We start from the raw sequence: 25,956 nt of genomic DNA on the forward strand, positions 1-25,956 counted from the left end.
AGCGTTTTTTGCGCCCGACAATCCATGATCAGTACTGAACTCAAAACCACGATCCAGGGCGCCTATTCGCGTTTTCTAGAGGCCAAGAGCCTCAAACCGCGTTACGGCCAGCGCCTGATGATCGCTGAAATCGCCAAAGTCCTCGGGGATATCGACACCGACGACGAAGGCCGGCGCAGTGGCGACCCCGCGATTGTCGCGGTGGAAGCCGGCACCGGTACCGGCAAGACAGTGGCCTACAGCCTGGCCGCGATTCCGACTGCCAAACTCGCTGGCAAGCGCTTGGTCATCGCCACTGCGACCGTGGCCCTGCAAGAGCAGATCGTCTACAAGGACTTGCCCGACCTGATGCGCAACAGCGGGCTGAACTTCAGCTTCGCTCTGGCCAAGGGCCGTGGCCGCTACATGTGCCTGTCCAAGCTCGACATGCTCTTGCAGGAAGGCCACGCGCAAACCGCCACCGCGCAGCTGTTCGAAGAAGAAGGCTTCAAGATCGAGGTTGATGAGGCCAGTCAGAAGCTGTTCACCAGCATGATCGAAAAGCTCGCCGGCAATAAATGGGACGGCGACCGCGACAGCTGGCCGAATGCGCTGGAAGACGCTGACTGGGCGCGCCTGACCACCGATCACAGCCAGTGCACCAACCGCCATTGCCCGAACTTCGGCCAGTGCGCCTTCTACAAGGCCCGCGAAGGCATGGGCAAGGTCGACGTGATCGTCACCAACCACGACATGGTCCTGGCTGACCTGGCACTGGGCGGCGGCGCGGTGTTGCCGGATCCGCGCGACACCATTTACGTGTTTGATGAAGGCCATCACCTGCCGGACAAGGCCATCGGCCACTTCGCCCATTACACGCGCCTGCGCTCCACCGCCGACTGGCTGGAAACCACCGCGAAGAACCTGACCAAACTGCTGGCCCAGCATCCGCTGCCGGGCGATCTTGGCAAATTGATCGAACAAGTGCCGGAACTGGCGCGTGAGATCAAGGCTCAGCAACAGTTCATGTTCAGCGCCTGCGAGCAGGTCGCCGATTTCAAACCCGGTGAAGACGTCGAGGGTCGCGAACGGCCACGGCATCGCTTCGTCGCCGGGGTGATTCCCGAGCACATGCGCGAAATGGGCATCGAGCTGAAAAAAGGTTTTTCCCGTCTCAACGATCTGTTCACCCGTCTGACCGACCTGCTTAAGGAAGGCATGGACGGCGAGGTCAACATCGGCATCGCCAGCAATCAGGCTGAGGAATGGTATCCGCTGTTCGGCAGCCTGTTGTCGCGAGCCTCCGGCAACTGGGAGCTGTGGACTGCGTTCACCGCCGAAGACCCGGAAGACAGCCCGCCGATGGCGCGTTGGCTGACCCTGGCTGAAAGCGGTTCGCTGTTCGATATCGAGGTCAATGCCAGCCCGATCCTGGCGGCGGAAACCTTGCGCCGCAGCTTGTGGAACGTGGCTTACGGCTGTCTGGTGACTTCGGCGACCCTCACGGCGCTGGGCACTTTCGACCGCTTCCGCATGCGCGCCGGCCTGCCGAAAAAGGCCGTCACTGCTGTGGTGCCGAGCCCGTTCCATCATGCCGACGCCGGAGTATTGCGGGTGCCGGATCTGAAGGCCGATCCACGCGATGCCGCCGCACACACGGCAGCGATCATCCGTGAGTTGCCCGATCTGGTCGAAGGCTCGCGCGGTACCCTGGTGCTGTTTTCCTCGCGCAAACAGATGCAGGACGTGTTCGACGGTCTCGACCGCGACTGGCGCAAGCAAGTGTTCATTCAAGGCAACCTGTCGAAACAGGAAACCCTGAACAAGCACAAGGCGCGGGTTGATGGCGGTGATTCCAGCGTGCTGTTCGGTCTGGCCAGTTTCGCCGAAGGTGTCGACTTGCCGGGTGCGTACTGTGAACACGTGGTAATCGCCAAGATCCCGTTCTCGGTCCCGGACGATCCGGTCGAAGCAGCGTTGTCGGAATGGATCGAGGCCCGTGGCGGCAATCCGTTCATGGAAATCTCCGTGCCCGACGCTTCGCTGAAGCTGGTTCAGGCTTGCGGGCGTCTGCTGCGCACCGAAGAAGACCGCGGCACCATCACCTTGCTCGATCGGCGCCTGGTCACCCAGCGCTATGGCAAGGCGATCCTCAATGCGTTGCCTCCTTTCCGTCGTGAAATATCCTGAGACAACGGTGGGCAGTTTTGCCCGCCGTGTTGTCTATCTCTCTGCCATCGCTTTTCCATTGGCCATTGTTGGTCGTTAGGGAGAACTCCGTTCTTATGATCCGCCGTTCGTTGCCTGCCGTATTTGCCTTGATCTTCGCTGCCCCGTTGCTGGCAGCGCCCGCCGGTCAGCAGACCCTGTTCAACTTTGTCCGTCCTGCCGACGTGGTGAAAATCGCCACTGAAAACGCTGATCTGCCGCAAGCCAACGCCGAGCAAACGCCTGAGGGCGAAGTGCTGCGCCGGGTGACGTTCAACCCGGTGGCGCGCCCGACCTTGCGTCTGACGCCGCAGACCGGCGCTTGGGACTGGTCGCAGTCGGGCATGATGACCCTGCGATTGCAGAGCGCAATGGACTGGGCGGTGACGGTCTACGTACAGATCCAGAGCAACGACGGCCGCACCCTGGTCAGCCGCGTCGACCTGCCGGCCGGGCCTGCGCAAACCCTGTTGGTGCCGCTGGTCGCGTCGACACCGCTGAGTCAAGGCATGAAAGCCGGGCCGCCGATGCCGATGACGGTCGATGGTCAACGGATACTGCTCGCCAGCAGCAGCGGTGAGATCGACCGCAGCCAAGTGGTCTCGGTGAGCCTGTCGATGGATCAGCCGAAAGTCGCGCAGAGTTTGCTGCTGGAGCGTTTCGGTGTGCAGGAGGGCGAATCGGTCACCCAGGCCGTTTACGGCAATCTGGTCGACGCCTACGGGCAATCGACGCGTAGCAAGTGGCCGGAAAAGGTCAGCAACGATGAACAACTGAAATCCGCCGCCGCCAAGGAGCAGCAACAACTGAAAATCTGGCTGGCCGAGCGTGAGAAGTCCTCGCTGGACAAATTTGGTGGCTGGAACAAAGGCCCGGCGTTCAAGGCCAGCGGTTTCTTCCGTACTGAAAAGCGTGATGGCCGCTGGTATCTGGTCACGCCTGAAGGTCATCCGTTTTACTCGCTGGGCGTGAACACCGTCAGCCCGCAGGTCAACCAGACCTACGTGGCCGGTCGTGAGTACATGTTTGAATCCCTGCCTAAACCTGATGAACCGTTGGCCAAGCATTTTGGCGAGGGTGACAACCGTGGCGGCAACGGTGTTGATCAGGGCCGGGGATACGGCAACGGGCGCTGGTACGACTTCTATGGCGCCAACCTGCAGCGCGTGTACGGTGAACCGTGCAAAGCCGACAGTGAGAGCAAGTCCGGAGTCGCCGAAGCGGCCAAGTCTGCCGCCGCTGAAACGGCCGCCGAGAAAGCCGCAGAACCTGTGTCTGTGGCTGCCGAGCCGAAGTCCGGCGTCGCTGAGGCAGCCAAGACTGAAACCGTACAAGCGACAGCGGAAAAGGCTGCTGAGCCGTGCAAGGCCACCATCGATGAGCAACAGTGGGCCAGCCACACGCTCGATCGCCTGCAAGCCTGGGGCTTCAACACGGTTGGTAACTGGAGTGCCGATTCGCTAAGTGATGCCGAGCGTGTGCCTTACACCTTGCCGCTGTCGATCGTCGGTGACTACACCAGCATCAGCACCGGCAGCGACTGGTGGGGTGGTATGCCGGATCCGTTTGATCCGCGTTTCGCCATGGCCACCGAGCGCGCTGTCGCCATCGCCGCCCGCGATCACCGCGACGATCCGTGGCTGATCGGCTACTACGCCGACAACGAACTGGCGTGGGCCGGTCCCGGCGATGATCCGAAATCCCGCTATGCGCTGGCTTATGGCACCCTGAAGATGACCACCGACGTACCGGCCAAACGTGCGTTCCTCAAGCAATTGCGCGACAAGTACCGCAATCAGGCGGGGCTGTCGAAGGCGTGGGGCATCGATCTGCCGGCGTGGGAATTGATGGAAGACCCGGGTTTCGTGCCACCGCTGCCGAATCCCGAGCATCCGGAAATCGAGGCGGACTTCAAATATTTCCAGAAAGTCTTCGCCGACACCTACTTCAAAACCATTTCCGACTCGCTGAAATGGCATGCGCCGAACCAGTTGCTGCTTGGCGGTCGCTTCGCCATCAGCACGCCGGAAGCCGTGGCGTCCTGCGCGCAGTATTGCGATGTACTGAGCTTCAACATGTACACGCTGAAACCGCAGGACGGTTATGACTTTGCAGCCCTGGGCGCTTTGGACAAACCGGTAATGATCACCGAATTCAACTTTGGCTCAGCGGATCGTGGCCCGTTCTGGGGCGGCGTCACCCAACTGGCCAAGGAAGAAGATCGCGGCCCGGCCTACGCCAACTTCCTCAAACAAGCGCTGAGTGAACCGTCGATTGTTGGTGTGCATTGGTTCCAGTATCTGGACCAACCGGTAACCGGCCGTCTGCTTGATGGTGAGAATGGCCACTTCGGCCTGGTGGGAATGACTGATCTGCCGTATCAGGGTTTTGTCGAGTCAGTGCGCAAGAGCAATTTGCAGGCGATTGATCAGTTGGGCAAAGAGGCCGAGAAAGCGGCCGCCGCAGCGGGGCATGAGGCTGAGGGTGGCCGCAAAGGCGAGGCCGGTAAAGGGCCGGGAGCAGGGCATGCTGGTGGACATTCCGGCAATGGTCACTGAGTCCTGAGCCACCGCGTCATCGTTCTTCGTCGGAACGCCGCCCGGAGCAGGCTCGCTCCCACAAGAGATCTTCCGTGATACACAGATCCAGTGTGGGAGCGAGCCTGCTCGCGAAGGCGTCAGCCGCCTCAACAAAAATTCCGAAATAACCGTCCGGCCCGCAGCTGTTCCCAAATCCCTCAAGGGCTGGAACAATGCGGGCCACTTTGTAGAGCGTTTTCGCGGGGGAGTTGCGGGTGCAGATTCAGGGACATTACGAGCTTCAATTCGAAGCGGTGCGCGAAGCTTTCGCCGCACTGTTCGACGATCCCCAGGAACGCGGCGCAGCCCTGTGTATCAAGGTCGGTGGAGAAACAGTTCTCGACCTCTGGTCCGGCACTGCCGACAAGGATGGCACTGAGGCCTGGCACAGCGACACCATCGCCAACCTGTTCTCCTGCACCAAAACCTTCACCGCCGTCACCGCGCTGCAACTGGTCGGCGAAGGCAAGTTGCAACTGGATGTTCCGGTCGCCCGCTACTGGCCGGAATTCGCCGCTGCCGGCAAAGAATCCATCACCCTGCGCCAATTGCTCTGCCACCAGGCCGGTCTGCCGGCCCTGCGCGAGCTGCTGGCGCCGGAAGCGCTCTACGACTGGCAAACCATGGTCGACGCCCTCGCGGCAGAAGCGCCATGGTGGACGCCGGGCACCGGTCACGGTTATGCCGCGATCACTTATGGCTGGCTGATCGGTGAATTGCTGCGCCGTGCTGACGGTCGTGGGCCGGGTGAATCGATCGTCGCTCGTGTCGCCAAACCGTTGGGTCTGGATTTTCACGTCGGTCTGGCTGACGAAGAATTCCACCGGGTGGCGCATATCGCTCGCGGCAAGGGCAATGCTGGTGATGCCGCCGCGCAACGTCTGCTGCAAGTGACCATGCGCGAACCGACTGCCATGACCACCCGTGCTTTTACCAATCCGCCGTCGGTGCTGACCAGCACCAACAAACCTGAGTGGCGACGCATGCAGCAACCGGCGGCCAATGGCCACGGGAATGCGCGCAGTCTGGCCGGTTTTTATGCCGGCCTGCTCGACGGCAGCCTGCTCGAAAGCGACATGCTCGAAGAGCTGACCCGCGAACACAGCCTCGGCGAAGACAAGACTTTGTTGACCCAGACCCGTTTCGGTCTGGGCTGCATGCTTGATCAACCGGATGTGCCCAACGCCACTTACGGCCTTGGCCCACGGGCGTTCGGCCATCCGGGCGCGGGCGGTTCCATCGGTTTTGCTGACCCCGAGCATGATGTCGCGTTTGGTTTTGTGACAAATACCCTTGGGCCGTACGTCTTGATGGATCCGCGCGCGCAAAAGCTCGCGCGGGTGCTTGCCACTTGTCTGTAAAGTTCCATTCGGGATTCCAGGGCCGGAACCTCGAACGTTTTTTCGTTTCAAAGCGACTGTTTATCCGGGCGAAAGTGCTCTGATTTTTCATTACTTCATTTTGTGGATTTTCAATGTCATCTAAAAAGACCCTCGCCCTGGCCCTGTGTGTAGCGATCACCGGTTGTGCACAGACCCCGAAAAACGATGCGGACGGCGGCAGTTGGTGGCCGTTCGGTTCTTCCGACAAGGTGGCGGCCAAAGAACCCGCGCCGGCGCCTTTGAAACCGGCTGCTACCGCACCGGTTGCCAAATCTGAAAGCAGCAGCCCATGGTACTGGCCGTTCGGTTCCGATGATGAAGCGGCCAAGGCCGATATGAAGGCTGAAGTCGCCCCTGAAGCGAAAAAACCGGTCACCGTGGCCAAAGCTGAAGCCGACGCGGGTGGCAAATGGTGGTGGCCGTTCGGCGGCAAGGATCAACCCACCACCAAAGCCGTGCCGATGCCGGATCCGAAAGTGACCCAAGCCTGGCTCGACGACTACGAGCCGCGCCTGCGTGAAGCGGTCAAGGACAGCAATCTGCAACTCGAACGCCGTGAAAACGTGCTGGTCGTGACCGCGCCGGTGGAAGGCTCGTTCAACCCGGATCGTCCAGCCATGTTGCTGCCGGTCACCCTCGGCCCGTTCACCCGCGTGGCGAAAATCCTCGAAGCCGACCCGAAAACCGCCGTGCTGGTCCTTGGACACAGCGATACCACTGGCGCAGCGCCAGCCAACATCAAGCTGAGCCAGGAACGTGCCCAAGCCGTTGCCGCGATCTTCCGCCTCAGCGGCCTGCAGCGTGATCGCCTGATGCTGCGTGGCATGGGTTCCGAAGCACCGCGTGCCGCCAACGACAGCGTTGAAGGTCGTGCCTTGAACCGTCGTGTTGAACTGCTGGTGACCCCGCAGAACACCATGGTTGCCTTGCTGAGCAAGTACAACATGCCGGCACCGAAGCCAGTGACCCTGGTCGCGGCACAGGACGTCAAGCCAGTCGCTAAACCGGTCACTCCGGCTCCTGCCGCGAAAAAAGCCGCTGTACCGGCAACCAAAAAGGCTCCGGTAAAAAAAGCGGCTGCCAAGGCACCGGCCAAAAAAGCCCCGGCCAAGGCCCCAGCGAAAAAGACTGCTCCAGCCAAAGCCGCCGCGACCGACAAGAAAGTCGCCGCGACCGATACCACCAAGAAGTGATCCGCTAACGAAAAGGAATGCGCCATGACCCAGGCTCTGGCAGATATGCGTCGTGATTACACCCGGGATGGGCTGACCGAGGCGCAAGCCCCGGCTGAGCCATTTGCGTTGTTTCACCAGTGGTTTGCCGACGCGGTGAAAACCGAACAGGCGCCAGTGGAAGCCAACGCCATGACCCTGGCCACGGTCGACCAGGATGGGCGACCGCATTGCCGCATTCTGCTGCTCAAGGGCCTGGACGAGCAGGGCTTCACCTTCTTCACCAACTACGACAGCGCCAAGGGCCAGCATCTGGCGGCCAACCCGTTTGCCGCCATGACTTTCTTCTGGCCAACCCTCGAACGCCAGGTGCGCATCGAAGGGCAGGTGGTGAAGGTCACGCCTGCGGAGTCGGATGCGTATTATCAGGTGCGTCCGCTGGGCAGCCGTCTCGGTGCCTGGGCATCACCACAGAGCCGGGTGATCAACGGGCGCGGTGAACTGGAAGATTTGCTCAAGGCCACCGAGCAGCGTTTCTCCGACACGCAACCCGACTGCCCGGAACACTGGGGCGGTTACCGCTTGCTGCCTGAGCGCATCGAATTCTGGCAGGGCCGTCCGAGCCGTCTGCACGATCGCCTCAACTACCGTGTGCAGGACGCCGACTGGATTCTTGAACGTCTGGCACCTTAAGCAGTCTACCGAGCGGGATAGCCTGCCGCAGCGGCCTCCAGCCACTTCGGCAGATCCCGGCGCTTGATCTTTTGCGCCTGAGCGCGAGCCAGCTGTTCGAGCATGAAGGCACGTTTTCCTTCATCCTTGCCCGCCAGTGACAGCGCCAGGTCGCGATCCATCCAGCGCTTGATCCGCACGTACAACCACCAATGGAAGTACAAACCAGCGGCAGTGGTGACGACGATGATGAAGTAATCCATGAAAATCCTTGGTGTCCGTGGCGCGGAATCGGTAATTTGGCGCTACTGTTGGGAAACCTTGCAGGCGTCTGTACCGCGCCTGAATGAAAGCCAATTTATCCGGGCGGCGTCGTGACAGGCGTCAAGCCACGGAGTTTAATGAATATATGTTCCTTTGGAGTTGATGCTATGCGTAAGTCTGTTCTGCTGGTTGCTTCCTTTTCCACGATGGCGATGTTGCTTACCGGCTGCCAATCGAGCCTGACCGGTGACTCCTACTCCCGTGACGAAGCGCGTCGTGTGCAGACGATTCGCATGGGCACCATCGAATCTCTGCGTCCGGTGAAAATCGAAGGCACCAAGACCCCGATCGGCGGCGCTGCAGGTGCAGTGGTCGGCGGCGTCGGCGGCAGCGCGATCGGCGGCGGCAAGGGCAGCATCGTTGCTGCGGTTATCGGTGCGGTGGCGGGCGGTCTGATCGGCTCGGCGACTGAAGAAGGCCTGACCCGTACCCAGGGTGTGGAAATCACCGTGCGTGAAGACGACGGCAGCATGCGTGCCTATGTGCAGCAGGTGCAGGAGAACGAAGTGTTCCGTGTTGGCGAGCGCGTGCGCATCTCCACCGTTGGTGGGACCAGCCGCGTTTCGCACTAAGCGGAATTCAGGGTAAAGAAAACCCCGATCAGGTGACTGGTCGGGGTTTTTTTTTGCGTTTCAATGTCCATTACACGTCAGTTGAAAGTAATAGCGCGGATCTTCGATGGACTTTTGAATCAGTGCCTCAATGGCTTTGATCTGTTGCTGATTCAGGTCGTAGCCTTCCCAACCTTGCTGCTCTGTTTTCCAACCCATGATCGATTTGAGTTGCTCGGTACAATTCTCGGGCAGTTCAATTACTGATGTTTGGAAGTCAGTTTTTTTGTCAAAAGCTTCTACTAAGAATCTCAAGGCTCAATACTCCTTTTCTTGCCTTTTTTCGATTTTTTGTTCTTTTTTGTAGACGTTGGCTCGCCAGTGTTTGGATCGAACTCGCCAATGTGTTTGCCTCTGGCGTCATACTTTTCTATAGCGCCATGCATCGAGTCCCATTCAAGAATAAGTCCTTTAGCGGTTTTCCATCTTTTGCGTTTCGCGCCGCCCCCTTGAACAGCTGTTTTGCGTCCCACAACTTTCGCATCAGGGAAGGCTGGCAGAAAATCAGGCGGCGGATGGTACTCGTGATCCCCAGCTCGGGAATTGATTACGATATATACCGGCTGAACCAACGAACCTGGTGGAAAAACCAGAATGAAATCCCGGTACTCCGGCGGATAAACCGGATTCACCAGAATCCCGTCCGCTGCTTTCGTCGGTGGATACACCCAGATGTGCGGTGCCTGCGGTGCAGCCTCCAACGCGGGAATACCAAGGATGTCCGAGCCATTCACAGCCGGCGTCCAGATCAGTTCTACGCCTTCTCCCAAGTCAGCAATGAACTGGCTGTCGCGCAACTTGAACTGCACGACATCAACCATTTCCCAATCGCGATTCTTGCCGGTGTAGAAGCCATAGCCCTTCAGGCTGCCGTCGGCCTGCTGTTCGACCCTCAGCCGAACACGCGTTCGCGCCTGTTCAAGTCCACGCAGTTGCTCGTCGGTATAGAGTGCGCTGTCACCAAGGTTCGAGGGCATGAGCAGCGCTACCAGGGTCACCAATGGCGTGACCACTGCGGTGGATATAACTGTGGGCAGTGCTTTGAAAGCCGAACCCGTCAACGCAAAACTGCCGAAGCCTGCCGGGATGGCCGTTGCGCCGATTTTCTTGAGAGGCACTGCGCCGCTTTCATCGGCTTCACGCGCGCCCAGCAGAATCAGATCGCCGTAATCCTTCAGGCTGTCGGTCGGCACCATCCCCGAAGGACTGGAGTAATCGATAATCGCATCCGGCAATTTGCAGGACTTGGCAAATACGCAGCCGGCACGAACGGGCTCTGTCTTTTTGGCGGCCACCTCACGGCTGCGCTCGAACGCTTCTTGTCGCGCCAGCATGGCGTCGTAAGCGTTTTGTCTGGCATCGCGCTCGGCCAATTCCGTGGCCGTCATGTAGCGGTAGGTAACGTGATGCCCGTCGCCTTGCGGTGGGTTTTGAACCCGGGGGATGTCCTTGTTGCCAGCCACTGATCGTCCTTTCGTTCATCCATCGACAGCCCTTCGCAAAGGGCTGCGCAACGTTAACGAAGCAGGAAAATGGTGGCTGTAGGACGCGTCTCTAAAGACGTGGGATTGTTCGCTGTGTAACAGGAACGCAGGAAACTTGTGGCGAGGGAGCTTGCTCCCTCGCCAAAGAGGTTATATCGCTTGGGAGTTCTTGCGACTCGCCGCCGCCGTCACCGCATAACCAATCAACGCCGCCAGAATCGACCCGGTCAAAATTCCCATCCGGTCCATCCCGGCGTAATCACTCACACCCGGCTCAAACGCCAGTGAACCGACAAACAGGCTCATGGTGAAGCCGATGCCGCACAGGATCGCCACGCCCAGCACCTGACCCCAGTTGGCGCCTTGGGGCAGGGTGGCGATGCCAATCTTCACGGCCAGCCATGTCAGGCCGAATACACCGACGGTCTTGCCCAGCAGTAGGCCTACCGCAATGCCCATTGGCACGTGGTGAGTGAAGCTTTCGACGGTTACACCGCTCAGTGAAAGGCCGGCGTTGGCAAAGGCGAACAGCGGCAGGATGCCGTAAGCCACCCATGGGTGCAGCGCATGTTCGAGGGTCAGCAACGGCGACGGTTCGGCGTTTTTCGTGCGCAGCGGGATGCAGAAGGCCAGGGTTACGCCAGCCAGCGTTGCGTGGACACCACTCTTCAGTACGCAGACCCAGAGGATCAAACCGATGATCATGTACGGCCCAAGCTTGACCACCCCGAGCCGGTTCATCGCCACCAGCGCCGCGATGCACGCCGCCGCCAGCCCCAGCGACAGGGTCGAGAGTTCGCCGGAATAGAAGATCGCGATGATCACGATGGCGCCGAGGTCATCGATGATTGCCAGGGTCATCAGGAACAGTTTCAGCGACACCGGTACGCGCTTGCCGAGCAGGGCCAGCACGCCGAGGGCGAAGGCGATGTCGGTCGCGGTCGGGATCGCCCAGCCGTCGAGGGCCGCCGGATTATCGCGGTTGAGGAACCAGTAGATCAGCGCCGGCACCAGCATGCCGCCGATCGCGGCTGCACCGGGCAGGACGATCTGCGACGGTTTCGACAGCTGACCGTCAAGGACTTCGCGCTTCACTTCCAGGCCGATGAGCAGGAAGAACATCGCCATCAGACCGTCGTTGATCCACAGCAGCAGGGGTTTAGCGATTTTCAACGCACCGATCTGCGCCACCACCGGGGTGTCGAGCAGGCCGGTGTACAGCCACGACAGCGGCGAGTTGTTGATAATCAGGGCCAGGATGGCCGCGGCGATCAATAACAGACCGCTGGCAGCTTCCAACTGAAAGAAACGCGTGAAAGTGCTACGCAGAGGCAAGGTCGCTCTCCATCGATAAAGTCAAAAGGTGGGACACCCTAACCCGTACTGTTAGTTGTTAAAACAAAAGTTATATTCTTTTTTGTTATATGTCGTTACAAGGTGTCTGGCTCAAGCCATGCTGAGCCTAGCAGTTGCCTGACATATTGAGACTCAGCTGTATCTGTGCGCGCTATAGGATTTTTCCTAAGCTGATGAGTGAGCCTTTCTAACAGCTTCATCTCCTGCCGATTCAACGAGAACCAACACCATGAGCGACAACCGACAGTGGGCCCGCGAAGCCATCCGCATCATCGAGGCGGATTTTCAGCGCAGCGCCGACACCCACCTGATCCCTTTGCCGCTGCCAGGTTTTGCGGGTATCGAGTTGTATTTCAAGGATGAGTCCAGTCATCCAACCGGCAGCCTCAAGCATCGGCTGGCTCGTTCGCTGTTTCTCTATGCATTGTGTAACGGCTGGCTGAAACCCGGCGCGCCGGTGATCGAGGCGTCCAGCGGTTCGACGGCGATTTCCGAAGCGTATTTCGCGCGGATGCTCGGATTGCCATTCATCGCAGTGATGCCGGCGACCACTTCCAAAGAGAAGATTGCGCAGATCGCTTTCTACGGTGGCCAGAGCCATCTGGTGAAAGATCCGACGCAGATCTACGCCGAATCCGAGCGCCTGGCCCGCGAACATGGCGGCCACTTCATCGACCAGTTCACCTACGCCGAACGTGCCACTGACTGGCGCGCGAACAACAACATTGCCGAATCGATCTTCCAGCAGATGCGCTACGAGAAGCACCCGGAGCCGAGCTGGCTGATTTCCAGCCCCGGCACCGGCGGCACCACCGCGACCCTGGGGCGTTACGTGCGCTATCGCCAGCATTGCACTCGCGTGTTGTGCGCCGATGCCGAGCGTTCGGTGTTCTTCGATTACTACCAAACGGGCGATGCGAGTTTGCGTCTGGATTGCGGTTCGCGCATTGAAGGCATTGGCCGGCCGCGTGTTGAGGCGTCGTTCCTGCCGAAGGTGATCGATGCAATGGTCAAAGTGCCGGATGCCTTGTCGCTGGCGGCCATGCATTATCTGGCGCAGCGTCTGGGACGGCATGTTGGCGGGTCGAGCGGGACCAATCTGATCGGTGCGTTGATGGCGGCGCAGCAGATGAAAGCGGCGGGAGAATCGGGGTCGATCGTGGCGATTCTGTGCGATGGCGGCGAGCGGTATGCCGACACCTATTACGATCAGGATTGGCTGAAGGCGCAGGGGTATGAGTTGAGGGGGTTGATCGAGGCGGTGGCGGCGAGTGCCGAGCGCGGTGAGCTGCTGCCGACCTCAGTCCTGCGCGCCAATATCTAAAGAAACACACAAAACAAATGTGGGAGCGAGCCTGCTCGCGAAGGGGTCATCTCATTCAACATCATCGTTGACTGAAATACCGCTTTCGCGAGCAGGCTCGCTCCCACAGGGTTTCGTATTGCTTCAGATGATTAGTCAGTCAGGCCGAGAATATCCCGTGCCACGGCTTCTGCGATGCGAATCCCGTCAACACCTGCTGACAGAATCCCGCCCGCATAACCCGCGCCTTCGCCCGCCGGGAACAAGCCCTTCACGTTCATGCTTTGCAGCGTTTCGTTACGGGTAATTCGCAGCGGCGAAGAGGTGCGCGTCTCGATCCCGGTCAACACCGCATCGTGCAACGAATAACCGCGAATCTGCTTCTCGAACGCCGGCAACGCTTCGCGGATCGCCTCAATGGCAAAATCCGGCAATGCCAAGGCCAGGTCACCCAGCGCCACGCCCGGTTTGTACGACGGCTCGACTTCGCCCAGTTCGGTCGAAGGAATGTCGTTGATGAAATCGCCGACCAGTTGCGCCGGGGCTTTGTAATCGCTGCCGCCGAGAATAAAGGCGTGTGATTCCAGACGTTCCTGCAACTCGATCCCGGCCAGCGGGCCACCCGGGTAATCGACTTCCGGGGTGATGCCGACAACGATGCCGGAGTTGGCGTTGCGCTCGTTACGCGAATACTGGCTCATGCCGTTGGTGACCACGCGGTTCGGCTCGGAAGTCGCCGCGACCACGGTGCCGCCCGGGCACATGCAGAAGCTGTAGACCGAACGGCCGTTCTTGGCGTGGTGCACCAGCTTGTAGTCGGCGGCCCCGAGTTTCGGGTGGCCGGCGTACTTGCCCAGGCGCGCACGGTCGATCAGCGATTGCGGGTGTTCGATACGGAAACCCACCGAGAACGGCTTGGCTTCCATGAACACGCCACGACTGTGGAGCATGCGGAAAGTGTCGCGGGCACTGTGGCCGAGGGCCAGAACCACGTGTTTCGAATGCAGGGTTTCGCCGCTGGCCAGTTGCACGCCGACCAGTTGGCCGTCTTCGATCAGCACGTCGCTGACGCGCTCCTGGAAACGCACTTCGCCGCCCAGTTCGCGGATCTGTTCGCGCATGTTTTCAACCATGCCGGTCAGACGGAACGTACCGATGTGCGGTTTGCTGACGTAGAGGATTTCCTCCGGCGCGCCGGCCTTGACGAATTCGTGCAGGACTTTGCGGCCAAGGAATTTCGGGTCCTTGATCTGGCTGTACAGCTTGCCGTCGGAGAATGTGCCCGCGCCGCCTTCGCCGAACTGCACGTTGGACTCGGGGTTGAGCACGCTTTTACGCCACAGGCCCCAAGTGTCCTTGGTACGCTGACGGACTTCGGTGCCGCGTTCGAGAATGATCGGCTTGAAGCCCATCTGTGCCAGCAGCAGGCCGGCGAAGATCCCGCACGGGCCGAACCCGACGACGATCGGGCGCTGGCTCAGGTCGCTTGGCGCTTCGCCGACGAATTTGTAGCTGACATCCGGCGCCACGTTGACGTTACGGTCGTCGGCGAACTTGCCCAACACTTTGGCCTCGTCGCGCACTTCGAGGTCGATGGTGTAGATGAAGCACAGTTCGGAGGACTTTTTGCGCGCATCGTAGCTGCGCTTGAACAAGGTGAAATCGAGCAGATCATCGCTGGCGATGCCCAGACGTTGCACGATGGCAACGCGCAGGTCTTCTTCGGGATGGTCGATTGGCAGCTTGAGTTCAGTGATTCGTAACATGGCGAGGATCCGGGTTCGCGGGGCGCACAACTGCGCCAGGGCGTTTGAAGGCCGCGATTATAAGCCGCAAAGGCCGGATCCGGTGAGGCTAAAACGCTCAGTCGTTGCGCGATCCGCCGAAATACCCGCAACCGCGCTGCACCTGGCCGTCGATGCGCAGTTCGGCGCTCATGTGCTGCACGCTGCCGGTGCTGCTGTCGACGCAGCGCTGCGGCGCGACCCACAACTCGATGCGCTGGTTATTGGCTTCGCTGCTCAGATTGAAGCGGCCGTCGCCCAGTTGTTCTTCAACATAGGGCACCGCGAGTGGCGGCTGGCCTGCGCGGTCGATGACCATGCCTTTGCCGCTGACTTTGACGTTCCATTCCGGGCCATGGCCGGCCGCGCGCAGGATCAGTTGTTTGAAGTTGGGATCATCGCAAGCCGAGCCCGAGCGCTCGACGCGGTACAGCTGAGTCAGGTCGAGTCGATCGCCGGCAACTTTGCCGCGAACATCGGCAAACAGTTTGCCTTGCTCATCAGCCAGCGTTGCCGCTTCTTGCAGAATGCTGGTGCCACCAATGTCATTGACCACCAGTTGACGCTGATCCTGACATGGCTGAAACACCAGTTTGCCGTCGGCAGCGGTCAGTTGCCCCTGCATCCGCGTCTGCCCGACGTGCGAGGTACTTTCTCGCTGGCCATCGAGCAACTGGCAAGCGGCAAACAATGGCAGCAGGGCAATAACGACTAACGAACGGGCAACACGCATCTTCGGCTCTCCAGACAAGTGCCGCCACGTTACGCAGCCTGACCGTTCATCACAAGGGTTTAGCCCACGTGAAATGTCTGACCTGTCTGCAGGCCTTCCACACTCTTCGCGTAGGCCAGCGCCACATCCGCCGCAGGAACCGGCTTGTAACCACGGAAATACGGGGCGTAGCTACCCATGGCTTCCAGCAGTACGGTCGGGCTGATCGAGTTCACTCGCAGGCCGCGTGGCAGTTCGATGGCCGCTGCGCGGACGAAGCTGTCGAGGGCGCCGTTGACCAGCGCTGCCGAGGCGCCGCTGCGGATCGGGTCGTGGCTGAGCACGCCGGTGGTGAAGGTGAATGACGCGCCGTCATTGGCGAATTCACGACCAATCAGCAGCAGATTGACCTGGCCCATCAGTTTGTCTTTTAGGCCGAGGGCGAAGCTGTCTTCCGTCATCTCGCCCAGCGGGGCGAAGGTCACGTTGCCGGCGGCGCACACCAGGGCATCGAACCTGCCAGTTTTTTCGAACAATTTGCGGATCGATGCGCTGTCGCTGATATCCACCTGCAAGTCACCGCTGGTGCGGCCAATGCGGATGACTTCATGGCGTTGCGACAGTTCTTTGTCCACCGCCGAACCAATGGTGCCGCCAGCGCCTATCAACAGAATCTTCATCGTGCCGTACCTCAAGTGATTGAACGAGGTTTCAGTCTAGAGTGGTTTTTTCTGTGGATAAGCGCGCTAATAGGCAACCTTTGGTTTTCAAATGGAAACAATCCATGAGCGAAATGGATGATCTGGCGGCGTTCGCAGTGTTGATCGAAGCGGGCAGTTTTACCCTGGCGGCGCAGCAGTTGGGCTGCAGCAAGGGTCAGTTGTCCAAACGCATCAGTCAGCTCGAAGCACAGTTTTCCGTAGTGTTGCTGCAACGCACCACCCGGCGCTTGAGCCTGACCGCCGCCGGCGCAGCATTGTTGCCGCAGGCCCAGGCGTTGGTCGTCCAGGTGGAAAGGGCGCGTCAGGCCTTGGCGCGGTTGAAGGACGATATGGCCGGACCGGTGCGCATGACGGTGCCGGTGTCGCTGGGCGAAACCTTCTTCGATGGTCTGCTGTTGGAGTTCTCGCACACATACCCCGAGGTGCAGATCGAGCTGGAGTTGAATAACAGCTACCGCGATTTGTCTCGGGACGGCTTTGATCTGGCAATCCGCAGCGAAGTGGCCAACGACGAGCGACTGGTCGCCAAACCGTTACTGGCATGGCAGGAAATGACCTGCGCGAGCCCGGCTTACCTCGAGCGCTTCGGTGAACCGTTGACGCCGCAGGCACTGGCCGATCATCGGTGTTTGCTCAACAGCCACTACAGCGGGCGCGAAGAATGGTTGTATCACCAGCAACACGAATTGCTGCGGGTGCGGGTGTCGGGACCGTTTGCCAGCAACCATTACAGCTTGCTGAAGAAAGCCGCGCTTAGCGGCGCCGGTATCGCGCGACTGCCTTCCTACTTGCTGCAAGCGGAATTGGCTGACGGCCGATTGCGCTGGCTCCTGCGCGACTTTCAGACCCGACGCATGCCGATGTACCTGGTGCATCCGTATCAGGGCGGACTGCCGAAGCGCACGCAAGTACTCGCTGACTATCTGATCGGCTGGTTCAAACGCAGCGGTGAGGCGCTGGATCGCCTTCAGCGCTGACTTCATTCTCCTGTGGGAGCGAGCCTGCTCGCGAAAGCGGTTTCACAGACACTTCATGTGTTGACTGAACTAACGCATTCGCGAGCAGGCTCGCTCCCACAAGGATTTTGTTTATTTTGCGAAATGGCGGGCGATCAGATGATCAATCGACAACTTGCCTGGCCCCGTCGCCATCAGGTACAGCAACACCGCCGCCCAGGTGCCGTGAGTCGGATAGGCATCGGGATACACAAACAGTTGAATGGTCAGGGTCATCCCCAACAGGGCCAACGCCGAAAAACGCGAAGCGAAGCCGATCAGAATCAGCAGCGGAAAAAAGTGCTCGGCGAACGCGGCCATGTGCGCGGCAATCTCTGGCGACAATAACGGCACGTGGTATTCGCTCTTGAACAACGGAATCGTCGAGTCGGCCAGACGTGGCCAGCCGAGTTGAAAAGTGCCGTCAATCAAATCAATGGCCAAACCTTCAACCTTGGTCTGTCCTGATTTCCAGAACACCGCGGCAATCGAGAAACGCGCAATGAACGCGATCAGGCTGTGGGGGATTTTTTCCAGCAGCGCAATGGCGCGGGTGATGAGCGTTTTCATGGCAGTTCCTTGTTATTCAAGTGGGTAATGGCGTTGTGCGCGATCAGCAAGCCAAGGGTTTGCGCGAGGTCGAACTCAGGGCTGTTTTCCGCCGCTTTCAGCAGTGGCTGGCCATCGATCAGGTTGCGGATAAACGTACTGGCGCCGGGATCGAGGGCAAACACTTCGACGTCCAGGCCATTGCGCAATACCAGCGCGTGTTGCCTTTGGTTGATGTCGATGCCCTCCAGTGTCGCGTCGTGTTGATGTGCGCCCCAGATCGCCACCACGGCATAGGTTGAGTCGAGCAGGTGCAGGGAGGGATGAAGGTCGAGGCGCAGCTCACTCAGCGTTTGCGCATCAGTCAGGGCTGCCGTGATTTCTTCCGGCCGGACGGGCAGGGCGTCGGCGGCGTGATAGGCGAGGGTGCGCAGGTGCTCAAGGCGCGCCACGTCGGCCAGATAAGGCACGCTGCCGGCCGGTTCAAACGCTGCAATGAAGTCCGCAAATTGTTCGCCGTAGCAGCTCATCAACCGACTTTGCGGCGGTTGCTGTTGTACGAAAACGGCCGCCATGGCGCGGAAGAATTCTTCGCCCACCAATTGCACAACCACTGGATAGCTGTCGCCCAACGCATTGCTCAGCGAGCCCTGCACGTTATTGCGATACACCGCGAAACGGCTCGCCGGATCAGCGCCGTTGGCACTGCACAGACCTTCGGGGCAGGGCAGCCGCGTGTCGATGAGCGCAGCCGCGAAAGCGCGTTGAGTGCTCATGTGCGGCCTCCGGCATCGCGCAAAAGCGCATCAGCCTGTTGCGCCTCGGCCAGCAGCACCGTGAACGCCGGCACTTGATTGTCGCGTTCGATCAATGTCGCCACCGGGCCGGTGCGCTGCAGTGCTTGCCGGTACAAACCCCAGACGGCTTGATCGATCGGCGCGCCGTGATCATCGATCAGCAAACGGTCGCCGAGGCTGTCGCTATCTTCGGCAAACCCGGCCAGGTGAATCTCGCCGACCCTGTGCAGGGGCAGGGCATCGAGATACGCCAGCGGATCACGCTGATGGTTCACGCAGGAAACGTAGACATTGTTGACGTCCAGCAACAGGCCACAGCCGCAGCGGCGAATGACCTCTGCGATGAAGTCTGCCTCATCGATCGTCGAGCGCTCGAACGCCAGATAGGTTGCCGGATTCTCCAGCAGCATGGGTCGTTGGAGGGTGTTCTGCACCTGATCGATATGTTCGCAGACGCGGTTCAGCGTCGGCGTGTCATAGGCCAGTGGCAGCAGGTCATTGAGAAACACCGGGCCGTGGCTCGACCAGGCCAGATGCTCGGAAAAGGATTGCGGTTGATAGCGCCGAATCAGTTCGGCGAGGCGCTTGAGGTGCTGTTCATCCAGCGGCCCTTCAGCACCGATGGACAAGCCGACACCGTGCAGCGACAGCGGATACTGCTCGCGGATCAAACCGAGAAAATGATGAAACGGACCGCCGGCCACCATGTAGTTTTCGGCGTGGACTTCGAAGAAGCCGATGTCCGGTGGTGAGCCGAGCACTTCACGAAAGTGCCCGGTCTTGAGTCCCAGCCCGGCACGGGGCGGAAGCCCGGTGAGGGCTGCCTGAGTGCGGGGTTGGGCATGGTCATTGAGGGTGAGCATGATCGTCACTCAGGCAGGCCAACGATCAGGACTTGGCTTTGAAGGCTTCCATCTGACCGAAACCGGTCGGCGAGGTTTTGCTTTCAGTGGTAGCGCAGGTGCCCTTTGGAACGAGTTTCCAGGCGTTGGCCTGGTAGTCCATTTTCGCCGTGCCGGCACAGGTAGTGCCTGCACCTGCGGCGCAATCGTTCTTGCCTTTCAGGGCTACGCCGAAGCATTTTTCCATGTCGGCGTCAGCGGCGTGGACGGTCGATACAGCAGCCATGCTCAGGGCAGAACCGAGGGCCAGAACCAGGGCAGTGGCGGACAGGGTGCGAGTGGTAGCAGTCATGATGTTTCTCCAGTCTTGTTCAGGGTTTTTACAAGCGGATTGCGCTTGCTTACCCCACTAGAGAACGCTCACTGCGATGCGTTACAGCAACGCTCAAATCTTTTTCAAAAGAACCAACGCACATCGCCGGTGGGAGCAGAGATAGCCCGAGGGAATTGAATAATGGTTATCGTGAACGGTTATTAAAAACTGTCATTTATGACAGTTGGCAGGGTTTTTCGACTGAGTATATTGGGCTTGTGGCGGTACACATCAGGGAGAAAGACCATGAATTTGTCCGAATTGAAAAAGCTCGTGCAAGCCAGGATCGACGAGAAGGCCAACATCATCCTGGATGAAAAGGTTGTTAATGACGGCGCTGCATTTGGTGAACTGCAGATCTATTTTTGCCTGCGTCGCATTCTGAATAAAAAAGCCACTCTTGAAGATTTTGGTGTCTTGCACGCGGTGAGTGATTTGCTGCAGGCGACGGGCATTATTTCTGCGAATCAGACGCTGGGCTCAAGAGTTGCCCCCTGATTCGGGATGTTTCCTCGCGGCAGGAACAGTCAATGAAAAGTGAGGTGTTGGAAATGGACGATTTAGAGCAACGTGTTAGAGCGTTAGTTGCTGATCATTTGAGAATCGATGAGGACCAAGTCAAAAATGAAAGCAGCTTTGTCGGCGATCTGGGGATGGACCCAGTGGGCCGGGTGGAATTGGTGAACCTGTTGGGGGAAGAGTTTGGTGTGTCGATCGAAGACTCTGTAGCCGAAACTTTTACAACGGTGCAGGACGCGATCGTTATTGTTGTACGTTATCTAAAAGCAAATCAATGATCAGTACAACACGGCAACCTGTTATGCCCTGTGGGGAACCGCCGAGGGTTGCTGCTCACAGGGGAATGCCAAGCACAAAAAAACGGCCCGAAGGCCGTTTTTTGTTGGCTGAAACACATCAACCGCCGAGATACGCCTCGCGTACTTTCGGGTCGGTCAGCAGCGCTTCACCGGTGCCTTGCATGACCACACGGCCGTTCTCCAGAACGTAGGCGCGGTCAGCGATTTTCAGCGCCTGGTTGGCGTTCTGCTCGACCAGGAACACCGTCACACCATCCTTGCGCAGCATTTCGATGATGTCGAAAATCTGCTGGATGATGATCGGTGCCAGGCCCAGCGACGGCTCGTCAAGCAGCAGCAGTTTTGGCTTGCTCATCAGCGCACGGCCGATGGCGAGCATTTGCTGTTCGCCGCCGGACATGGTGCCGCCGCGCTGGTTGAAGCGTTCTTTCAGGCGCGGGAACAGGCCGAGGACCTTGTCCATTTGTTCCTGGTAGTCGCCCTTGTCGGTGAAGAAGCCGCCCATGGAGAGGTTTTCTTCAACGGTCAGACGGGCGAATACCCGACGACCTTCCGGCACCACCGCGATGCTCTTGCGCATGATCTGCGACGAGTCCTGGCCGACCAGTTCCTCACCCATGTAGCGGATGCTGCCGCTGTGCGCTTGCGGCGAACCGCAGAGCGTCATCAGCAGCGTGGACTTGCCGGCACCGTTGGCGCCGATCAGGGTCACGATCTCGCCCTGACGGACTTCGACGTTGACGCTGTGCAGGGCCTGGATCTTGCCGTAGAAGGTGGAAACGTTTTCGAACTGCAGCATTTACGCTTCCCCCAGGTAGGCTTTGATCACTTCAGGATTGTCGCGGATCTGTTCCGGTGTGCCGTCGGCCAGAGGCGTGCCCTGGTTGATCACGACGATGTGGTCGGAAATGCTCATGACCAGTTTCATGTCGTGTTCGATCAGCAGCACGGTGACGTTGTGCTCTTCGCGCAGCACGCCGATCAGCGCCTTCAGGTCTTCGGTTTCCTTCGGGTTCAGACCGGCCGCCGGTTCGTCGAGCATGAGGATCCGTGGACGGGTCATCATGCAGCGAGCGATTTCCAGACGCCGTTGCTGACCGTAGGCCAGGGTGCCGGCGGTACGGTTGGCGAACTCTTTGAGGTTGACCTTTTCCAGCCAGTACTCGGCAAATTCCATGGCCTCGCGCTCGCTTTTGCGAAACGCCGGGGTCTTGAACAGACCGGCCAGGAAGTTGGTGTTCAGGTGACGATGCTGAGCGATCAACAAGTTTTCGACCGCCGTCATGTCCTTGAACAAGCGCACGTTCTGGAAGGTGCGCACCACGCCTTTGAGGGCGATCTTGTGGCCCGGCAGGCCTTGGATCGGCTCGCCGTCCAGCAGGATGCTGCCGCCGGTGGGCTGATAGAAACCGGTCAGGCAGTTGAACACAGTGGTCTTGCCCGCGCCGTTCGGCCCGATCAATGCAACCACCTGTTTCTCTTTGACGGTCAGGGCCACACCGTTGACCGCCAGCAAGCCGCCGAAGCGCATGCTCAGGTTTTCGACTTTAAGAATCTCGCGGCTCATTTTCGCAACTCCATGTGTGGGCGTTGCATCGGCAGCAGACCTTGTGGACGCCAGATCATCATCAACACCATCAGGGCGCCGAACATCAACATCCGGTACTCGCTGAACTCACGCATCATTTCCGGCAACAGGATCATCACCACGGCCGCGAGAATCACGCCCAGTTGCGAGCCCATGCCACCCAGCACGACGATGGCGAGGATGATCGCCGACTCGATGAAGGTGAACGACTCCGGCGTCACCAGACCCTGACGTGCAGCGAAGAAGCTACCGGCGAAACCGGCGAACGCAGCGCCGAGGGTGAAGGCGGACAGCTTGATGATCGTCGGATTCAGCCCCAGCGCACGGCAAGCGATTTCGTCTTCACGCAGCGCTTCCCATGCACGGCCGATCGGCATGCGCAGCAGGCGGTTGATGACGAACAGCGCCGCCAGCGCCAGCAACAGGGCAACGAGGTAGAGGAAGATCACCTTGTTGATCGAGTTGTATTGCAGGCCGAAATACTCGTGGAAGGTTTGCATGCCTTCCGCAGCTTTGCGTTCGAAGGTCAGACCGAAGAACGTCGGTTTCTCGATGTTGCTGATGCCGTTCGGACCGCCAGTGATGTCGGTCAGGTTACGCAGGAACAGACGGATGATCTCGCCGAAGCCGAGGGTTACGATCGCCAGATAGTCACCGCGCAAACGCAACACCGGGAAGCCCAGCAGGAAACCGAACGTCGCCGCCATCAGGCCGGCAATCGGCAGGCAGATCCAGAAGCTCAGGCCGTAGTAGTGCGACAACAGCGCGTAGCTGTAGGCGCCGACGGCGTAGAAGCCGACGTAACCGAGGTCAAGCAGACCGGCCAGACCGACGACGATGTTCAGGCCGAGGCCGAGCATCACGTAGATCAGGATCAGCGTCGCGATGTCCACCGCGCCACGCGAGCCGAAGAACGGCCACACCAGCGCCACCAGAATCAGCGCAATGATGAAATAGCGCTGGGTGGTCGGCAGAGTCAGGAAGTTGCTGGCCTTGGCCGGAATCAGCGGCAAGCCCGGCGAGGATCGCCAGGCCTTGCTGATCTGCTGATTGAACAGCACGCGCAGGAACATCAGTACCGAGCAGATGGCGATGGTCGCCAGCACGGCCGGGCTGGTGTTGTGCACTTCCAGGTTGATGCCGACGATGGTCAGTTTCAAACCGAGTACCGGGTAGGCCACGGCCCACACCAGCAAAGCGCTGAACAGCGCCTGTTTAAGATTCCTAGTCATACTTTCTCAACCTCCGGACGGCCCAGAATGCCGGTCGGACGGAACAACAGCACCAGAACCAACAAGCCGAAAGCCACGACGTCCTTGTACTGGTCGCCGAAGATATCGGCACCAAAGGCTTCCGCCACCCCAAGCACCAGCCCGCCGAGCATGGCGCCGGGGATGCTGCCTATACCGCCCAGTACCGCTGCGGTGAAGGCTTTGAGGCCGACGAGGAAACCGGCGTTCGGGTTGATTACGCCGTACTGCATGCTCAGCAGCACAGCCGCAACGGCCGCCAGCGCGGCACCGATGACGAAGGTCAGGGCAATGATGTTGTTGGTGTTGATGCCGAGCAGGTTGGCCATCTTGATGTCTTCGGCGCAGGCGCGGCAGGCGCGACCCAGGCGAGAGCGGGAGATGAACAGGGTCAGGCCGAGCATGGCGATCAGGGTCACCACGAACACCACGATCTGCATGTAGGAAATCAGCACTTCTTGTGCGCCACCTGGGCCGAAGGCAATGTTGCCCGGAATCAGGTTGGGGATAGCTTTGTCCTTGGAGTCTTGCGCCAGCAGAACGGTGTTCTGCAGGAAGATCGACATACCGATCGCGGAAATCAGCGGGATCAGACGGTTGCTGCCGCGCAACGGGCGGTAGGCAATGCGTTCGATGCTGTAACCGTAGGAACTGGTGACGACGATGCTGGCGATAAACGCTGCGGTCATCAACAGCGGGACACTGTCGAGTCCCATCATGGTCAGCCCGGCGATGGCGATGAACGCCACGTAGGAACCGATCATGTACACCTCGCCGTGGGCGAAGTTGATCATTCCAATGATGCCGTAGACCATCGTGTAGCCGATGGCGATCAGGGCATACATGCTGCCAACGTTCAGGCCGTTAACCAGCTGTTGGAAGAAGTGATAGATGTCAGGCATTACAGCGCTCCTAAAAACCTGATACGCATTTCACTGGTGGAGTCATTTTCCCGCCCGGCCCCGTGGATCTTTATCCACTTCGAATCCGGGTTTTGCCAGCGAACCGCTGATGACGGTTTTGAGATTTTCAGGTGGGGAGACTGGCGGATCACGCCAGCGCGGCCCAATACATTCGTAAAACAAAGCCCACGGCACGCCGTGGGCTTTATTGGCAGTCAGTCAGGCAGCGCCTTACTGAGGTGACACTTCGGTTTTCGGCTTGCCGTTGTGCCACTCGTAGACTACGAATTTGAAGTCTTTCAAGTCGCCCTTGGCGTCGAAGCTCAGGTCGCCAGTAGGCGTCTTGAAGGTACCGGCATGAATGGCTTCAGCCACTTTGGTCGCGTCTTCGGACTTGGCTGCCTTGATGCCTTCGGCAATCACTTCAACCGCCGAGTAGGAAGGGAACACGAACGGGCCGCTCGGATCTTCTTTCTTCGCCTTGAAAGCATCAGCCAGGGCAATGTTGGCTGGATCCTGGTCGAAGGATTTCGGCAGGGTCACCAGCAGGCCTTCGGCCGCGTCTTTGGCGATCTGGGTGATCGAGTCGTTACCCACGCCTTCCGGACCCATGAACTTGGCTTTCAGGCCTTTTTCCTGGGCTTGACGCAGGATCAGACCCAGCTCCGGGTGGTAGCCGCCGTAGTAAACGAAGTCGACGTTGGCTTGTTTGAGTTTGGCGATGATCGCCGAGAAGTCTTTGTCGCCGGCGTTGACGCCTTCGAACACCGCAACCTTGGTGCCTTTCTTCTCGAGGGTCGATTTCACAGCGGTGGCGATGCCTTCACCGTACTGCTGTTTGTCGTGCAGCACGCCAACGATTTTCGGTTTGACGTGATCGGCAATGTAGTTACCGGCGGCAGGGCCCTGGGCGCTGTCGAGACCGATGGTGCGGAAGATCATTTTGTAACCACGGGCGGTGATGTCCGGGCTGGTGGCAGCCGGGGTGATCATGATCACGCCTTCGTCTTCGTAGATGTCCGAAGCCGGTTGAGTGGAGCTGGAGCACAGGTGACCAACCACGAACTTGACGCCGTCGTTGACGACCTTGTTCGCGACCGCTACCGCTTGTTTCGGATCGCAGGCATCGTCGTATTCAACGGCTTCGAGCTTCTTGCCGTCGACGCCGCCCTTGGCGTTGATTTGCTCGATGGCCATTTTCGCGCCACTGAACTGCATGTCGCCGTACTGGGCTACAGGACCGGTTTTAGGACCGGCGATACCGATTTTGATGGTGTCAGCTGCGAACGAATGGCTGGCAACCCCGGCCAGAACCATAGCGGCAAACAGTTTGGAAATCTGCTTAGTAGCCTTAGTCATAGTGCTCCACTCTTACTGTTGTAATTTTTTTGAGTTCTGGCGCCGTAGCAGCAGAACCGGGTCAGATATCTTTGCGATACCCTCCGGAAATGCCCCCGGCAACTGTACCGGTACAGTGTAGAGCGCCGGTTGTCAGCCTGGGAAGCGGGCGCCGAGGGGCAAAACTTCGGGGTGTCGCATTTTTGAATGAAAAAG

At 59.3% G+C, this 25,956-nt stretch carries 26 protein-coding genes; 10 read left to right on the plus strand and 16 right to left on the minus strand.

Going from position 1 to position 25,956, the window contains the following annotated elements; translation table 11 throughout:
• Window positions 1-24: 24 nt before the first annotated feature.
• The 5 genes from dinG to pdxH all read left to right on the plus strand — a co-directional run bounded on the left by dinG (window position 25) and on the right by pdxH (window position 8,013).
• A complete protein-coding gene (gene dinG / locus HU754_RS07645) occupies window positions 25-2,169 on the plus strand; it encodes an ATP-dependent DNA helicase DinG (protein WP_038358136.1) in 2,145 nt (714 codons plus the stop codon).
• Between the two features lie 95 nt (window positions 2,170-2,264).
• Window positions 2,265-4,745: a beta-galactosidase gene (locus HU754_RS07650; protein WP_186623672.1), complete on the plus strand. Its 2,481-nt coding sequence runs from the start codon at window positions 2,265-2,267 to the stop codon at window positions 4,743-4,745.
• A gap of 236 nt (window positions 4,746-4,981) precedes the next feature.
• Window positions 4,982-6,127, plus strand: a complete 1,146-nt coding sequence (locus HU754_RS07655) for a serine hydrolase domain-containing protein (protein WP_093438768.1) — start codon at window positions 4,982-4,984, stop codon at window positions 6,125-6,127.
• Window positions 6,128-6,240: 113 nt separating this feature from the next.
• Window positions 6,241-7,341: an OmpA family protein gene (locus HU754_RS07660; protein WP_093438763.1), complete on the plus strand. Its 1,101-nt coding sequence runs from the start codon at window positions 6,241-6,243 to the stop codon at window positions 7,339-7,341.
• A gap of 24 nt (window positions 7,342-7,365) precedes the next feature.
• Window positions 7,366-8,013, plus strand: coding sequence for a pyridoxamine 5'-phosphate oxidase (pdxH, locus tag HU754_RS07665; RefSeq protein WP_186623676.1), 648 nt, complete (start codon window positions 7,366-7,368; stop codon window positions 8,011-8,013).
• A 5-nt stretch (window positions 8,014-8,018) separates the two neighbouring features.
• Here pdxH and HU754_RS07670 read toward each other — a convergent pair whose 3' ends face one another.
• Window positions 8,019-8,255, minus strand: coding sequence for a hypothetical protein (locus HU754_RS07670; protein WP_186623678.1), 237 nt, complete (start codon window positions 8,253-8,255; stop codon window positions 8,019-8,021).
• Between the two features lie 168 nt (window positions 8,256-8,423).
• Here HU754_RS07670 and HU754_RS07675 point away from each other — a divergent pair, with 168 nt between their 5' ends.
• Entirely contained in the window at window positions 8,424-8,888 is a 465-nt protein-coding gene (locus HU754_RS07675; RefSeq protein ID WP_007969461.1) for an outer membrane lipoprotein, read from the plus strand.
• A 60-nt stretch (window positions 8,889-8,948) separates the two neighbouring features.
• Here HU754_RS07675 and HU754_RS07680 read toward each other — a convergent pair whose 3' ends face one another.
• The 3 genes from HU754_RS07680 to nhaA all read right to left on the minus strand — a co-directional run bounded on the left by HU754_RS07680 (window position 8,949) and on the right by nhaA (window position 11,746).
• Window positions 8,949-9,182, minus strand: coding sequence for a DUF7683 domain-containing protein (locus HU754_RS07680; protein ID WP_095119200.1), 234 nt, complete (start codon window positions 9,180-9,182; stop codon window positions 8,949-8,951).
• Entirely contained in the window at window positions 9,179-10,390 is a 1,212-nt protein-coding gene (locus HU754_RS07685; protein ID WP_186623686.1) for a colicin E3/pyocin S6 family cytotoxin, read from the minus strand. The genes HU754_RS07680 and HU754_RS07685 overlap by 4 nt, the downstream gene beginning before the upstream one ends.
• Window positions 10,391-10,561: 171 nt before the next feature.
• Window positions 10,562-11,746: a Na+/H+ antiporter NhaA gene (gene nhaA, locus HU754_RS07690; protein ID WP_116254522.1), complete on the minus strand. Its 1,185-nt coding sequence runs from the start codon at window positions 11,744-11,746 to the stop codon at window positions 10,562-10,564.
• A 250-nt stretch (window positions 11,747-11,996) separates the two neighbouring features.
• Here nhaA and HU754_RS07695 point away from each other — a divergent pair, with 250 nt between their 5' ends.
• Window positions 11,997-13,091 (plus strand): PLP-dependent cysteine synthase family protein, encoded by a 1,095-nt coding sequence (locus tag HU754_RS07695; RefSeq protein ID WP_186623687.1) that lies wholly within the window; start codon window positions 11,997-11,999, stop codon window positions 13,089-13,091.
• A gap of 131 nt (window positions 13,092-13,222) precedes the next feature.
• On the opposite strand, the gene HU754_RS07700 is transcribed toward HU754_RS07695, so the two are convergent.
• The 3 genes from HU754_RS07700 to HU754_RS07710 form a co-directional block, all read right to left on the minus strand.
• Window positions 13,223-14,836 carry an NAD(P)/FAD-dependent oxidoreductase gene (locus tag HU754_RS07700; protein WP_186623688.1) on the minus strand — a complete coding sequence of 538 codons (1,614 nt, stop codon included), beginning with the start codon at window positions 14,834-14,836 and terminating at the stop codon, window positions 13,223-13,225.
• Between the two features lie 97 nt (window positions 14,837-14,933).
• Window positions 14,934-15,587 carry a COG3650 family protein gene (locus HU754_RS07705; RefSeq protein WP_186623692.1) on the minus strand — a complete coding sequence of 218 codons (654 nt, stop codon included), beginning with the start codon at window positions 15,585-15,587 and terminating at the stop codon, window positions 14,934-14,936.
• A 59-nt stretch (window positions 15,588-15,646) separates the two neighbouring features.
• Window positions 15,647-16,246, minus strand: a complete 600-nt coding sequence (locus HU754_RS07710) for a short chain dehydrogenase (RefSeq protein ID WP_186623694.1) — start codon at window positions 16,244-16,246, stop codon at window positions 15,647-15,649.
• 104 nt (window positions 16,247-16,350) lie between these two features.
• Between HU754_RS07710 and HU754_RS07715 the strand changes: the two genes are divergently transcribed.
• Window positions 16,351-17,265, plus strand: coding sequence for a LysR family transcriptional regulator (locus HU754_RS07715; protein ID WP_186623696.1), 915 nt, complete (start codon window positions 16,351-16,353; stop codon window positions 17,263-17,265).
• A gap of 111 nt (window positions 17,266-17,376) precedes the next feature.
• Here the strand turns inward: HU754_RS07715 and HU754_RS07720 are convergent, their stop codons facing one another.
• The 4 genes from HU754_RS07720 to HU754_RS07735 are packed head-to-tail and all read right to left on the minus strand — an operon-like array spanning window position 17,377 to window position 19,823.
• Entirely contained in the window at window positions 17,377-17,853 is a 477-nt protein-coding gene (locus tag HU754_RS07720; RefSeq protein ID WP_116254517.1) for a DoxX family protein, read from the minus strand.
• Window positions 17,850-18,608, minus strand: a complete 759-nt coding sequence (locus HU754_RS07725) for an HvfC/BufC N-terminal domain-containing protein (RefSeq protein WP_186623702.1) — start codon at window positions 18,606-18,608, stop codon at window positions 17,850-17,852. The genes HU754_RS07720 and HU754_RS07725 overlap by 4 nt, the downstream gene beginning before the upstream one ends.
• Window positions 18,605-19,492: an MNIO family bufferin maturase gene (gene bufB / locus HU754_RS07730; RefSeq protein ID WP_186623703.1), complete on the minus strand. Its 888-nt coding sequence runs from the start codon at window positions 19,490-19,492 to the stop codon at window positions 18,605-18,607. The genes HU754_RS07725 and bufB overlap by 4 nt, the downstream gene beginning before the upstream one ends.
• Window positions 19,493-19,517: 25 nt before the next feature.
• On the minus strand, window positions 19,518-19,823 hold the full coding sequence (locus tag HU754_RS07735) for a BufA1 family periplasmic bufferin-type metallophore (protein ID WP_186623704.1): 306 nt from the start codon (window positions 19,821-19,823) through the stop codon (window positions 19,518-19,520).
• A gap of 267 nt (window positions 19,824-20,090) precedes the next feature.
• On the opposite strand from HU754_RS07735, the gene HU754_RS07740 reads away from it, so the two are divergent.
• Together HU754_RS07740 and HU754_RS07745 are read left to right on the plus strand one after the other, a co-directional pair.
• Entirely contained in the window at window positions 20,091-20,342 is a 252-nt protein-coding gene (locus HU754_RS07740; protein ID WP_186623705.1) for a hypothetical protein, read from the plus strand.
• Between the two features lie 32 nt (window positions 20,343-20,374).
• Window positions 20,375-20,641, plus strand: coding sequence for an acyl carrier protein (locus tag HU754_RS07745; RefSeq protein WP_437182479.1), 267 nt, complete (start codon window positions 20,375-20,377; stop codon window positions 20,639-20,641).
• Between the two features lie 118 nt (window positions 20,642-20,759).
• On the opposite strand, the gene HU754_RS07750 is transcribed toward HU754_RS07745, so the two are convergent.
• The 5 genes from HU754_RS07750 to HU754_RS07770 form a co-directional block, all read right to left on the minus strand.
• On the minus strand, window positions 20,760-21,461 hold the full coding sequence (locus HU754_RS07750; RefSeq protein WP_008082262.1) for an ABC transporter ATP-binding protein: 702 nt from the start codon (window positions 21,459-21,461) through the stop codon (window positions 20,760-20,762).
• Window positions 21,462-22,229 (minus strand): high-affinity branched-chain amino acid ABC transporter ATP-binding protein LivG, encoded by a 768-nt coding sequence (gene livG, locus HU754_RS07755; RefSeq protein ID WP_041478028.1) that lies wholly within the window; start codon window positions 22,227-22,229, stop codon window positions 21,462-21,464.
• Window positions 22,226-23,482, minus strand: coding sequence for a high-affinity branched-chain amino acid ABC transporter permease LivM (locus HU754_RS07760; protein ID WP_093438700.1), 1,257 nt, complete (start codon window positions 23,480-23,482; stop codon window positions 22,226-22,228). The genes livG and HU754_RS07760 overlap by 4 nt, the downstream gene beginning before the upstream one ends.
• A complete protein-coding gene (gene livH, locus HU754_RS07765) occupies window positions 23,479-24,402 on the minus strand; it encodes a high-affinity branched-chain amino acid ABC transporter permease LivH (protein WP_007918526.1) in 924 nt (307 codons plus the stop codon). Before livH ends, HU754_RS07760 begins: the two co-directional genes overlap by 4 nt.
• A 231-nt stretch (window positions 24,403-24,633) precedes the next feature.
• Window positions 24,634-25,761: a branched-chain amino acid ABC transporter substrate-binding protein gene (locus tag HU754_RS07770; protein WP_016986598.1), complete on the minus strand. Its 1,128-nt coding sequence runs from the start codon at window positions 25,759-25,761 to the stop codon at window positions 24,634-24,636.
• Window positions 25,762-25,956: the final 195 nt, after the last annotated feature.

The sequence above is a fragment of the Pseudomonas zeae genome (assembly GCF_014268485.2).
GTDB lineage: Bacteria > Pseudomonadota > Gammaproteobacteria > Pseudomonadales > Pseudomonadaceae > Aquipseudomonas > Aquipseudomonas neuropathica.

Bases quoted from the DNA above. Each gene is read 5' to 3' on its own strand.
- bufB (WP_186623703.1), bottom strand. From the start codon at position 19,492: ATGCTCACCCTCAATGACCATGCCCAACCCCGCACTCAGGCAGCCCTC.
- HU754_RS07745 (WP_437182479.1), top strand. From the start codon at position 20,375: ATGAAAAGTGAGGTGTTGGAAATGGACGATTTAGAGCAACGTGTTAGA.
- HU754_RS07740 (WP_186623705.1), top strand. From the start codon at position 20,091: ATGAATTTGTCCGAATTGAAAAAGCTCGTGCAAGCCAGGATCGACGAG.
- HU754_RS07735 (WP_186623704.1), bottom strand. From the start codon at position 19,823: ATGACTGCTACCACTCGCACCCTGTCCGCCACTGCCCTGGTTCTGGCC.
- HU754_RS07660 (WP_093438763.1), top strand. From the start codon at position 6,241: ATGTCATCTAAAAAGACCCTCGCCCTGGCCCTGTGTGTAGCGATCACC.
- HU754_RS07675 (WP_007969461.1), top strand. From the start codon at position 8,424: ATGCGTAAGTCTGTTCTGCTGGTTGCTTCCTTTTCCACGATGGCGATG.
- HU754_RS07700 (WP_186623688.1), bottom strand. From the start codon at position 14,836: ATGTTACGAATCACTGAACTCAAGCTGCCAATCGACCATCCCGAAGAA.
- HU754_RS07710 (WP_186623694.1), bottom strand. From the start codon at position 16,246: ATGAAGATTCTGTTGATAGGCGCTGGCGGCACCATTGGTTCGGCGGTG.
- dinG (WP_038358136.1), top strand. From the start codon at position 25: ATGATCAGTACTGAACTCAAAACCACGATCCAGGGCGCCTATTCGCGT.
- HU754_RS07705 (WP_186623692.1), bottom strand. From the start codon at position 15,587: ATGCGTGTTGCCCGTTCGTTAGTCGTTATTGCCCTGCTGCCATTGTTT.
- HU754_RS07770 (WP_016986598.1), bottom strand. From the start codon at position 25,761: ATGACTAAGGCTACTAAGCAGATTTCCAAACTGTTTGCCGCTATGGTT.
- HU754_RS07720 (WP_116254517.1), bottom strand. From the start codon at position 17,853: ATGAAAACGCTCATCACCCGCGCCATTGCGCTGCTGGAAAAAATCCCC.
- HU754_RS07695 (WP_186623687.1), top strand. From the start codon at position 11,997: ATGAGCGACAACCGACAGTGGGCCCGCGAAGCCATCCGCATCATCGAG.
- livH (WP_007918526.1), bottom strand. From the start codon at position 24,402: ATGCCTGACATCTATCACTTCTTCCAACAGCTGGTTAACGGCCTGAAC.
- HU754_RS07650 (WP_186623672.1), top strand. From the start codon at position 2,265: ATGATCCGCCGTTCGTTGCCTGCCGTATTTGCCTTGATCTTCGCTGCC.
- HU754_RS07760 (WP_093438700.1), bottom strand. From the start codon at position 23,482: ATGACTAGGAATCTTAAACAGGCGCTGTTCAGCGCTTTGCTGGTGTGG.
- HU754_RS07750 (WP_008082262.1), bottom strand. From the start codon at position 21,461: ATGCTGCAGTTCGAAAACGTTTCCACCTTCTACGGCAAGATCCAGGCC.
- HU754_RS07670 (WP_186623678.1), bottom strand. From the start codon at position 8,255: ATGGATTACTTCATCATCGTCGTCACCACTGCCGCTGGTTTGTACTTC.
- livG (WP_041478028.1), bottom strand. From the start codon at position 22,229: ATGAGCCGCGAGATTCTTAAAGTCGAAAACCTGAGCATGCGCTTCGGC.
- HU754_RS07725 (WP_186623702.1), bottom strand. From the start codon at position 18,608: ATGAGCACTCAACGCGCTTTCGCGGCTGCGCTCATCGACACGCGGCTG.
- pdxH (WP_186623676.1), top strand. From the start codon at position 7,366: ATGACCCAGGCTCTGGCAGATATGCGTCGTGATTACACCCGGGATGGG.
- HU754_RS07715 (WP_186623696.1), top strand. From the start codon at position 16,351: ATGAGCGAAATGGATGATCTGGCGGCGTTCGCAGTGTTGATCGAAGCG.